Source organism: Paenibacillus sp. DS2015, from assembly GCF_050433705.1.
Taxonomy (GTDB): Bacteria; Bacillota; Bacilli; order Paenibacillales; family Paenibacillaceae; genus Paenibacillus_AQ.
In genome coordinates, this window is the sequence record NZ_JBNPWS010000024.1 from 1 (window position 1) to 12,103 (window position 12,103).

At 39.8% G+C, this 12,103-nt stretch carries 9 protein-coding genes; 1 reads left to right on the plus strand and 8 read right to left on the minus strand.

What is annotated here, in order from left to right:
• Positions 1-340: 340 nt before the first annotated feature.
• Positions 341-1,471, minus strand: coding sequence for an HD-GYP domain-containing protein (locus J2T13_RS18495; RefSeq protein ID WP_429373845.1), 1,131 nt, complete (start codon positions 1,469-1,471; stop codon positions 341-343).
• Between the two features lie 274 nt (positions 1,472-1,745).
• Positions 1,746-4,343 (minus strand): DNA gyrase subunit A, encoded by a 2,598-nt coding sequence (gene gyrA, locus J2T13_RS18500; RefSeq protein ID WP_429373846.1) that lies wholly within the window; start codon positions 4,341-4,343, stop codon positions 1,746-1,748.
• Positions 4,344-4,717: 374 nt separating this feature from the next.
• On the opposite strand from gyrA, the gene J2T13_RS18505 reads away from it, so the two are divergent.
• A complete protein-coding gene (locus J2T13_RS18505; RefSeq protein ID WP_429373847.1) occupies positions 4,718-5,533 on the plus strand; it encodes a YheC/YheD family protein in 816 nt (271 codons plus the stop codon).
• Between the two features lie 159 nt (positions 5,534-5,692).
• Here J2T13_RS18505 and gyrB read toward each other — a convergent pair whose 3' ends face one another.
• The 6 genes from gyrB to dnaA all read right to left on the minus strand — a co-directional run bounded on the left by gyrB (position 5,693) and on the right by dnaA (position 12,018).
• Complete coding sequence (gene gyrB / locus J2T13_RS18510) at positions 5,693-7,603, minus strand: DNA topoisomerase (ATP-hydrolyzing) subunit B (protein ID WP_429373848.1); 1,911 nt, start codon at positions 7,601-7,603, stop codon at positions 5,693-5,695.
• Positions 7,604-7,638: 35 nt separating this feature from the next.
• Complete coding sequence (remB, locus tag J2T13_RS18515) at positions 7,639-7,890, minus strand: extracellular matrix regulator RemB (protein WP_429373849.1); 252 nt, start codon at positions 7,888-7,890, stop codon at positions 7,639-7,641.
• 17 nt (positions 7,891-7,907) lie between these two features.
• Complete coding sequence (gene recF, locus J2T13_RS18520; RefSeq protein ID WP_429373850.1) at positions 7,908-9,020, minus strand: DNA replication/repair protein RecF; 1,113 nt, start codon at positions 9,018-9,020, stop codon at positions 7,908-7,910.
• Positions 9,021-9,079: 59 nt separating this feature from the next.
• Positions 9,080-9,298, minus strand: coding sequence for a S4 domain-containing protein YaaA (yaaA, locus tag J2T13_RS18525; protein ID WP_429373851.1), 219 nt, complete (start codon positions 9,296-9,298; stop codon positions 9,080-9,082).
• A 37-nt stretch (positions 9,299-9,335) separates the two neighbouring features.
• On the minus strand, positions 9,336-10,475 hold the full coding sequence (gene dnaN / locus J2T13_RS18530) for a DNA polymerase III subunit beta (RefSeq protein WP_429373852.1): 1,140 nt from the start codon (positions 10,473-10,475) through the stop codon (positions 9,336-9,338).
• Positions 10,476-10,671: 196 nt separating this feature from the next.
• Positions 10,672-12,018 carry a chromosomal replication initiator protein DnaA gene (gene dnaA, locus J2T13_RS18535; RefSeq protein ID WP_429373853.1) on the minus strand — a complete coding sequence of 449 codons (1,347 nt, stop codon included), beginning with the start codon at positions 12,016-12,018 and terminating at the stop codon, positions 10,672-10,674.
• Between the last annotated feature and the right edge of the window lie 85 nt (positions 12,019-12,103).

The window sequence follows — 12,103 nt, forward strand, 5'->3', positions numbered from 1 at the left end:
AAATCTTTACTCACTCGTTGTTCAGTTTTCAAAGATCAATTACTCTTTCGTTGTCATCAGTTGTTCTCGGCGACAACTACTATATCTTATCATGTTCGACTCAGTAATGCAAGTTTTTTTTCAATTTCATTTTCATGTGATTGTTAAGCTTTCTGATTCGTTTTGACCGCCATTTGTTGGGCGGACTAATAATATATCACGTATGATATATGAATGCAACACTTTTTTTCTAATTAATTTGAATAGTTTCTAATATATACATTTATACGATCTTGCCTTCTCTATTTAGGAGAACAAGATCGTCTCTACTATACTATATGCTGAAATACGTGCCTATTAACTAACCATTCTTTTTGATTATTTCTATTATGTAAAGATGGCGTTGCTGTTCTAGGTTGATAATATCACTACCCACGGAAACCATAGGGCGGGTCGGTTCTTTATCATTAGAGAAGACAATCTCCCCAATCTGATCGTTGCTCAATCTAACCATTGCACCATTATTAAACTCAGTTACTTTTTTTATAAATATCTGTACTAACTTAGGATCCAATTTACCAAACGATTCTGCATAGATCTGTTCTAATACCAAGTACGGCGATTGTCCCTTTCGGTATGCCTTATTTAGGGTCATAGCATGAAAGATGTCCACGACTCCAACGATTTTAGAATATATATGAATCTTGTTACTTTCAACACCTAATGGATATCCTGTACCATCAACTTTTTCATGATGTTGTAACGCAGCCAGACGTACGCCCTCATTAATTGCTGTAACGTTCTTCAATAACTGATACCCATACATTGTGTGCTGACGTACTTCTTCAATCTCGCTGGTTGTTAAGGAATCTGGTTTATGCAATATGGCTGGATCCACCTTAATATTCCCCACATCATGAAAAAGACCTGCGAAGGCAGCTTGCATCCAATCTTTTTGTGGAAGACCGCTCCACTGAGCAAGTTTATAAGAGGACAACGCACACAGAGCACCATTATGATACATATAATCATAGTCATTTAATAACCGCGGTGAAAAGGATATTTCACTAAAGTCTTTTATATACTGAATCACACTTTCTAGCTGATTACGGATTTCATATAGAGGAATTCCTGCCGCCAAAACTGAAGGATAGGTACTCTTGATCAAATTGATCAGCTTATCATATTCTTCAAGAAAAGAAGATTCATTTTTCACTGGCAACAGCTTTTGATTACTAGGATCGGAGGGGTTCCCCAATGTTTTCTCAGTTGTTGCTACTTTTCCAGTGTTCTGAACCTTTTCTTTCGTCTTTATACTTTTCTCTCCCAATTGCCCAACCTCTACATACTCCACGAGAAATGCCTCTAAAATATCTAAATCACGGGGGAGTAATACCGTTTCCTTATGAAAGAGAAGACCGCCCAATGGGGTATATACATTGTTGATCAATTTGGCACCTGGTTTTAAGTCCAAAATGGATACGTTAGTCATAGATTAATTACATCTCCATTTCATTTTTCAAAGTTAATTACAGTATATAACATTCAAAACCATTATATTATGTATCTTATATCTGTACAATCATTGTTATAAATTTAAACCAATTATTATCTAAGAAGTCTAAAAAAATGACCCCAGAATAATTCCGGGGTCATTTAGTAGACGCTTAATCTATAGTATTTAAACCTGGGCCATTTAATGGGACTCAGTTACTTATTGGTTTCCGTATCTTTTCTGTAACCATGTTATACTTTGAACCTTGTTACTATTCTTCTTCTAGCGTCTCATCCGAAACATCTAAGGAAGTATCCTCACCATCAGAAGAGCTCGTCTCCGAAGACAATGTATCCTCTTCAACAGCAAGCGAATCCAAACCAACCTCTTCTTCGAACTCTACTCCTTCAGGAAAGTCCTCTCCTTCAGGGTAATCTTCCGATTCTTCGGTTTTATCAACACGACATACCGTAGCCACTGCATCGTCTTCACGGGTATTAATTAATTTAACACCTTGCGTGTAACGACCCATCGTGGAGATTCCCTCCATACTGGTACGGATCAATGTTCCACTTGTAGTAATAATCATTAAGTCTTCATCATTTTTAACAACTTTTAATGCAATAACTGGACCATTCTTGCCAGTTACATTAATCGTTTTGATTCCCTTACCACCACGACTTTGGGAGCGATAGTCATTAGCTGGTGTGCGTTTACCATAACCATTAGTAGTAACGATAAGGATATCTAAATCTTTATCTACCACATCCATGCCAATAACCTCATCTTTATCAGATAAACGAATACCCCTAACTCCTGTTGCGCTACGTCCCATAGAACGAACGTCACCTTCAGAGAATCTAATGGACATCCCCTGAGCTGTACCCATGATGACTTCTTGCTCACCATCCGTAAGCTTCACTCCGATTAGGGCATCATCATCACGCAGGTTAATGGCAATAAGCCCACCTTTACGAATGTTGATGTAATCCTCTAGTGGAGTTTTCTTCACAACCCCTTGACGTGTAGCGAAGAATAAGTAATCCTCGCCCTCAAATTTCTGCACTGGAATCACTGCATTGACAGTCTCCCCTTGCTCAATTTGAATCAAGTTGATAATAGCTGTTCCTCTTGCTGTTCTACTCAAATCAGGAATCTCATATGCCTTAAGGCGATATACTTTCCCTCTATCCGTAAAGAACAACAAATACTGATGTGAATTCGTCACAAAGAGATGCTCTACAAAATCCTGATCCTTAGTATCCATACCCATAACTCCACGTCCACCACGCTTTTGATTGCGATAAGTGTTAGCTGGCAGACGTTTGATATAACCGGTATGACTAATTGTAATGATTACTTCTTCTTGTGGAATAAGATCCTCATCAAGAATACTCTCTTCCCCAATGGTAATCTCAGTACGGCGCTCATCTGCGAAACGTTCTTTAATCTCATTCAATTCTTCGCTAATAATTTGTAATACAAGCGATTCATTAGCTAAAATTTCACGATATTCGCTAATCTTGTTCAGTAACTCTTGATACTCATTCTCGATCTTATCACGTTCAAGACCTGTCAAACGTTGTAGACGCATTTCTAGAATCGCCTGAGCTTGCTCAAGACTTAGATCAAACGTACTTATGAGTCCCTCGCGAGCGATATCTGTTGTCTGTGATCCTCGGATGAGTGCAATGACTGCATCTAAATGATCCATAGCTATGCGCAAACCTTCTAGAATATGTGCACGTGCCTCCGCTTTTCTTAGCTCAAATTCAGTACGGCGACGTATTACAACCTTTTGATGTTCCAGATAGTGATACAGTACATCATGTAGGCTTAACGTTTTGGGTTCATTATTCACGATGGCCAACATATTGATACCAAATGTCGTCTGCATCGAAGTATGTTTGAATAGATTGTTCAGTACTACATTAGGATTCACATCACGACGAAGTTCAATCACGACACGCATACCATTGCGGTCAGATTCATCCCGTAGATCCGTAATTCCGTCTAACCTCTTCTCACGTACTAGTTCAGCAATTTTCTCTACTAACCGTGCCTTGTTCACCTGATATGGGAGTTCATAAACAACAATACGAGCTCTATTATTGTTCTCCTCAATATTAGCCTTTGCACGCATCGTTACAGAGCCACGGCCTGTCTGATAGGCCTGCCGTATTCCCGAACGACCCAGTATGTATCCAGAGGTAGGGAAATCGGGTCCTTTAATGTATTCCATCAAATCAAGTGAATCTAGATCTGGATTCTTAATCAGAGCTTGGACACCATCAATAACTTCACCCAAATTATGTGGTGGAATGTTAGTAGCCATGCCTACGGCTATACCTGATACCCCATTAACTAAAAGGTTAGGATAACGAGCTGGCAATACGACAGGTTCTTGTTCTTCGCCATCATAGTTAGCTGTGAAATCAATGGTATCCTTGTTAATATCACGCAGCATCTCCATAGCAATCTTAGATAGACGAGCTTCTGTATAACGCATTGCAGCTGCCATGTCACCATCTACAGAACCAAAGTTACCATGACCATCTACAAGCATATATCGAAGTGAGAAATCCTGTGCCATCCGAACCATCGTTTCATATACGGCGCTATCTCCATGTGGATGATATTTACCGATAACTTCACCGACAATTCTTGCTGATTTCTTGAAGGGTTTATCAGGGGTCATCCCTAGTTCTGACATCGCAAATAAAATACGTCTGTGTACTGGTTTTAACCCATCTCTTACATCAGGCAAAGCGCGGCTTACAATAATACTCATTGCATAGTCCATAAATGACTCACGCATCTCAACGCTAATATCCCGATCCTTAATCTGCGAGTTAATTTCTTCCGCCATACTGGACCTCCTCCAATTTCCTATCAACCTTAATGACTATATAAGCAAATAGAAACGGCCTCCATACAGGAGTCCGGAATTCGCTTCATAACCTATCACGCTATAAAAAACAGTATTCTTTATTATATTACTTTCTCAAAAGACGCACAATTAAACGTTAAAGCTCTCAAAGGTGGAAATATGCCTAATTTTATAGACGTAATAGGGATATGCCCTGCCTTGATTAGATACTAGAACATACATTGTTAGGGAAATACCCTATCTCATAGTATACCATTGTTTCACTTCATTGTGTTAAGTTTTACACCCTTTGACATATCTAACACGTCTGTATTAAATATTCTAAAAATGTATTTTTGAAAGGATGAATCTTCTTGGCTATTCGGCGTGTCTCAAGTAAATGGAAAAAGACCAATGTGCTCCTCAGAAATGAAGATATTTCCTCTTATATTCCTCTTACCTATATATATTCTTGGGATGCTTTGGAAAGCATGCTAAAAGTATACCCCATGGTATATATCAAGCCAGATCAAGGAACCTATGGAAATGGCGTCATGCGGGTTGAACAATTGCCAGATCAAGATCATGTGCCTAGTGAAGAAATCCCGATAAAATATAAATATTTACTTTTTCATGATATGACTGTTGAAATTCTGCCTTCACTCGAAGAACTTCATACTTATATCACTTCACGCATTCATCAACAAACATATTTGATTCAACAGGGTATCGTGTCATTGCAGTATAACAATCGAGCCTTTGATCTTCGCGTTCTCACGCAAAAGAGTCCAAATCATCGATGGGCTTCAACCGGCATGATTGGACGTGTAGCTGCTCCAAATAAAGTAGTAACCAACCATCACAATGGTGGAAGTGTTCATATGATAGATATCTTGCTATCTAACTACATGGATCGAATGGATTTATTCAAATTTGAGAGGTTACTTCATAGTCTTGGAACGAAGGTGGCCGCTCAACTCGAAAAGAAATACCCGGGTATTAAGGAAATTGGACTTGATGTTGCTATAGACTCTGATTTAAAACCATGGATCCTTGAAGTTAATACACTTCCTGCATTATTTCCGTTTAAACAGTTCATACCTGATAAACACGTATATAAAAGGATCCATCGTTATGCCTTGTCTTACGGCAGATTCTCCTCTAAGAAAAAAGCATCTAAACAAGCCTAATCTGCTATACAGGCTAAGCGGTTTGGTCGACCAGCAAAGACTAAATTCGTTTAGCAATGTGTTTAGCAATGTATAATGTATGAAAATGAATACTTTCATACATTCCAGAAAAAAAGAAGGTGCAATTGCACCTTCTCCAGTATATCGTGGCATTAATTTCTAAACATCAAGATTTCTAACGCTTTTAGCATGCTCATTGATGAAATCACGTCGTGGTTCAACGTTATCACCCATCAAGGTATCAAATATGTTATCTGCCATCATAGCGTCCTCAATGGTTACCTGAAGCATGGTGCGACTCTCTGGGTCCATCGTCGTTTCCCACAGTTGAGAAGCATTCATCTCCCCTAGTCCTTTATAACGTTGCACGTTAAATTTAGCATTTTCACCAAATTCCCTTATAATTACATCACGTTCAGTTTCAGTGTTCGCATAACGAATGACTTTATTACGTTCCACTTTAAACAAAGGTGGCTGCGCAATATAAATATAGCCCGCGTCAACTAACTTACGCATATACCTATAGAAGAACGTAAGCATCAACGTACGAATATGTGCACCATCGACATCGGCATCTGTCATAATAATGACTTTGTGATAACGAGCTTTACTAAGATCGAAATCTTCAGCTACACCTGTTCCAAGTGCTGTTATCATATTGCGAATTTCGGCGTTAGACAGGATACGATCTAGTCTAGCCTTCTCAACATTCAGGATTTTACCGCGAAGAGGAAGAATCGCTTGGAAATGCCGATCTCGACCTTGTTTAGCTGATCCTCCTGCAGAGTCTCCTTCGACAATATAAAGTTCACTTAGGGATGCATCCTTCGAAGAGCAATCTGCTAATTTACCTGGCAAAGCACTAACTTCTAGTGCACTCTTACGGCGTGTTAGTTCGCGAGCTTTACGAGCAGCCTCACGTGCTCTTGCAGCCTGCAATCCCTTATCTAATATTCGACGACATACAGCCGGATTCTCTCGTAGGAAATCTTGGAACTTATCCGCGAACAATGATTCTACAATACCACGTACTTCACTGTTACCTAGCTTGGTCTTTGTTTGACCCTCAAATTGAGGTTCTGGGATTTTGACCGAGATAATTGCCGTTAATCCCTCACGTACATCATCACCTGAAAGGTTGGAGGTACCCTCTTTGATCATCCCTGTTTTACGAGCATAATCATTAATAATCCGTGTCAGAGCACTCTTAAACCCAGATTCATGGGTTCCACCTTCATGGGTATTAATATTATTCGCAAAAGAATAAATATTCTCTGTATAGCTATCATTATATTGCAAAGCGACTTCAACCTGTATCATATCCCGTGAGCCCTCTACGTAGATTGGATCTTCATGAAGTGCTTCTTTTTTCTCGTTTAAGAATCTTACATACTCAATAATTCCGCCCTCGTACATAAAACGATTCGAGACTCCCGTACGCTCGTCTTTGAGTGTTAGTGCAATCCCTTTGTTTAGGAAGGCAATCTCACGAATACGCGTAAGAAGAGTTGCATAATCATATTCAATGGTTTCTGTGAATATCTCAGGATCTGGATGGAAGGTAACTGTTGTTCCATGCTCATCAGAATCTCCGATCATTTTCACATCATATTGAGGTGCACCTCGACGATATTCTTGCTGATACACATGCCCTTCAGTTTTAACGGTTACTACTACTTTTTCCGACAAAGCGTTAACAACCGACACACCTACCCCGTGTAATCCGCCTGAAACTTTGTATCCACCACCGCCAAATTTACCACCTGCATGCAATACAGTCATAACAACTTCAAGTGCAGAGCGTTTCGTCTTAGCTTCTACTCCTACAGGGATACCACGACCGTTATCCACAACGGTAATACTATTATCTTGGTGAATCGTAACTTCGATATGGTCACATATACCGGCCATTGCTTCATCGATACTATTGTCGACTACTTCCCAGACTAAATGATGCAAGCCTTTAGCACTAGTCGATCCAATATACATACCCGGCCGTTTGCGAACGGCTTCCAGACCTTCCAATACCTGAATCTGACTCGCATCATATTTTGGTTCATTCATAGACATGCCTTCACCTACTTCTATAGATTCTACAACTACTACTAAGCATTGGCATAAAAAATGTTGACCCTTTTCTTAAGCGTCGCAGACGAAATCGGAGAATAAAAGACCGTGTCCTTGGTCACTACGATAGACTTGGCCTCTTCCTCACCAATATTTACGATCATTTTCTCCTGCAGTGCATGACTTACAAATTTCTTGGATATTTTAGATGATTTTTCAATCGATATATCAAAAATAGCTACGAGCTCCGAGGATCGTATATTTTTTTCCCCGCCTAAATGTATATACATTCTGATCCTCCACTCATTTAAGAGCCCACCTGACCTGCATGCACATGGTAGATGTTAGCATTCTTTAGTTTATCCGCGTTTAAACTCTCAATTCCTGTTGCGGTGATGAATGTTTGGACCTTGCTTTGAAATGTTTCGATAAGCTGGGTTTGTCTGTAAGGGTCCAATTCGGATAGGACATCATCAAGTAAAAGCACGGGATATTCCCCGATTTCCTCTTGGATCAGCTCGATCTCTGCTAGTTTAAGCGATAGGGCTGTCGTTCGCTGCTGACCTTGAGACCCATACGTTTGCACTTCTTTACCGTTGATATAAAAAGTTAGATCATCCCGGTGAGGACCCGCAAGTGTCATGCCGCGCCGAACTTCCTGTTCTTTCATTTGTGATAACTTTATCATAAACTGTTCAAATAAGACAGCCTCATCTTCCTCTGTCGCTTCTCCGAACGATGGAACATAGCGTAACTGCAGATCCTCAGTTCCATTCGTGATCCCATGATGTATGGACTCTGCCCATTTCTGAAGTTTTACTATAAATTGTTTCCTTTTTCTTATAATTTTAACACCATGCTCCACTAATTGTTCATTCCATATATCTAGTAACCCCTGTGATGCGGCTTCTTTGCCCCACATTTGCTTCAAGAGGTTGTTGCGCTGGATCAATACTTTCTGGTATTGCTGCAAATGAAATAGATAGCTAGGCTGAACTTGTCCAATCTCCATATCGAGAAAACGACGACGAATCCCAGGTGTTCCTTTTACAATTTCTAAATCTTCCGGTGCAAACATGACCACATTTAATGATCCAATGAATTCACTAAGCTTACGCTGCTCTAGACCATTGATCTTGGCCTTCTTCCCTTGAGGGGACAATGTCAAATCCAATGTGAGGGGTCCATACTTTTTCTCAACAATGGCAGAAATATGAGCGCTTGTCTGCTCAAAAGCAATAAGTTCTCGATCCTTTGACGTTCGATGGCTCTTCGTTAGGGCCAAAACAAAGATAGCTTCCAGCAAATTGGTCTTCCCTTGGGCATTGGGACCAATCAAAAGATTAACATCCCCAAAGGAATCCATTCGCAATTGTTCATAATTGCGATATTGCTGCAAGCTGATGTTTTTTACAAACACACTGAAGTCCTCCTCATCTTCCGCCGCAACTTCTTATGCGGACCTTGAGGTATAGTGCACTATTCTGCAGCAGCTACCTCAAATGAACCCTCACCCTCGACTGTAACAATATCTCCAGGATATAGTTTGCGACCACGACGATCCTCCGGCTCACTATTCACAGAAATCGCACCCTCTTGCAGAAGGGCTTTGGCCATTCCACCTGTGGATACACAATTCGCTAATTTCAAAAATTGATCAAGCTTAATATATTCAGTGTGGATAACTACTTTATTCATCGATACATGTTCCCTTCTCTTTCAAACATAGTTACGTTTAGTTATTCGTTCTGTATGGCAATATCACATATAAACTTTGACTATCATCCATCGGTTTAAGCACAATTGGACTCATAATCCCCGTAAAGGCAATCATTAACTGTTCACTTTCCACAACTTTTAACACATCAAGCATATATTTAGAGTTAAATGAGATGCGTAGTGGTTCTCCCTTGAAGTCTATCACTTCAAGTTCCTCTCGTACTTTACCGAGTTCGGATGAACTTGAGGAAATTTCAATACCACCTTGCTCTAAAGTCTGTAAACGAACAATATTGGTTTTTTCCTCTCTAGACAGCAAATAAGCCCGGTCTATCGATTCGCTTAATTTTTTTGTATCAACAACTAGTTCTGTTTTGTAGGTTGTTGGAATAATCCTAGAAGTATCAGGATAAACTCCTTCAAGTATTCGCGAATAGAAGAGTACACGATCTATTTTGAACAAGACCTGATTATCAGATACTAGAATATCTACAAGCGTATTTTGATCAGGGACGATTTTACTAAGCTCACTTAGCGTTTTCCCAGCAATGACAACATTGTTAAATCGGACATCTCCTGCATCTAATTGTGCAGAACGGGTAGCGAGTCTATGACGGTCTGTAGCCGTAAATTTTAATTCGTTATCTTCTAAGTTCCAAAGAATCCCCGTCAAAATGGGTGTCGTTTCATGCGTGGAAATAGAGAATCCCGTTTGTTTAATCATATTTTTAAGTAAGTCGCCAGGAATAGATAAGGTTTGATTGCCTTCTATCGCGGGTAGTATTGGAAATTCTTCAGGATCGAGTCCTACGATCTGAATTTCAGTAGCTCCTGATGAAATATAGGTTTGGAAATGGTCTTTTACTTCCATGTTAATTTCCTGCGAAGGCAGCTTCTTGATAATTTCAACGAAGAATTTAGCAGGGAGCACGACACTGCCGGTCTGATCAACTTGAACAACTGTTTGATTATCATCTTCAATTGGAATAAAGGATTGTATTGAAATATCTGTATCACTTGCTGTAAGTGTTACTCCTTGATGATTCACATCTAGTTTGATTCCGGTCAGAATCGGAATTGTAGTCCGGCTGGAAATGGCTTTATACACCTGCTGAATGGAATCGTTTAAATAATTTTTAAGAATGCTGATCTTCATAGTTTCACTCCTAGTGAGATTTCGGCTGTTTTGGTTTAGGAGATGCTCCTTTTTCAGCCTCTTAATAGATGATGTATCTTTATATATTTTATTAGTAATAGTAGTAGGGGCACTGAATATGTGGATAACCCCAAAAAACCAAATAAAATTAAGCCTATCCACATGTGTATAGATTGTGCATAGGCTTTGAACTTGTTCAGGTCGGATTTTTGATTTTTTCTATAAGATTATTGACCACTTTATACAAATCTTGGTCGACCTTTAATGCTTGTGTTATTTTGTCATGAGCATGGATAACGGTGGTATGATCTCGTCCTCCAAATGCTTCACCAATTTTAGGCAGTGAGAAGTCCGTGAGCTCTCGTGAGAGATACATGGCAATCTGTCTTGGAAAGGCGACGGCTTTGGTACGTTTCCGAGCTTTGAAGTCTTCCATTCGTAAATTGTAGTATTCTCCAACTCGCTGTTGAATATCCTGAATGTTGATCATTCTAGGTCGGCTGGAAGGAATGATATCCTTAAGCGCTTCTGCAGCTAAATGAGTGGTTACATCTTGATTGGTTAGTGATGAATAAGCTACAACTCGAATTAAGGCACCTTCTAGTTCACGGATGTTGGTGTCAATTTGACCCGCGATATACATCATCGTTTCATTCGGAATATCCAAATTCTCTGCTTTCGCTTTCTTTCGCAGAATCGCCGTCCGTGTCTCTAGATCCGGAGGTTGAATATCTGTAATTAGACCCCATTCAAAACGAGATCTTAGACGTTCTTCCAGCGTTGGGATTTCTTTCGGAGGTCTATCGCTGGAAATAATAATCTGCTTACGTTCCTCGTGTAGCGCGTTAAACGTATGGAAAAATTCTTCCTGTGTTGACTCTTTACCCGCAATAAATTGAATGTCATCCACGAGTAATATGTCGACACTACGATATTTGTTACGGAAATTTTCTGTGCGGTTATCACGAATGGAGTTAATGAACTCATTCGTAAATTTCTCGGATGATAAGTATACCACTTTACTATTCGGATTATGTTCCAAAATGTAGTGGCCGATAGCATGCATTAAATGTGTCTTACCGAGTCCCACGCCTCCATAAAGAAATAAAGGATTATAAGCTTTGGCAGGAGCTTCTGCAACGGCTAATGACGCAGCATGTGCAAAACGGTTTCCTGACCCAATAACGAATGTATCGAAGGTGTACTTAGGATTAAGCATGTGTGTCATTGATTCTTCATGAGAAATAGGTGGCTGCGGTGTAAATTGCTGCGGTGCTGGATATTCAGGCTTTGCTTCCTCAATAACGAATTTGACGTCTAATTGCTTACCCATGACTTCAAATAAAGTAGAACCTACCATTTTGGTATAACGACTTTCAAGCCATTCGACAGCAAATGTCGTGGGAGCAGAAATCACAATGAAGTGTTCATTAATCTGCGTCGCTTTAGTTGCTTTGAACCAAGTATCGAAGCTGGGCTTGCTGAGCTTGGTTTGAATAATAGAAAGAATTTCTTGCCATAATTCAGAAGTATGGCTGTCCACAGATTGTCACTCCTTTAAATCCTGCAATTGCGGCTAAAGCCATGAGTCATATTGTCGAAAAACCATGAATAGTGTAAAACTATCC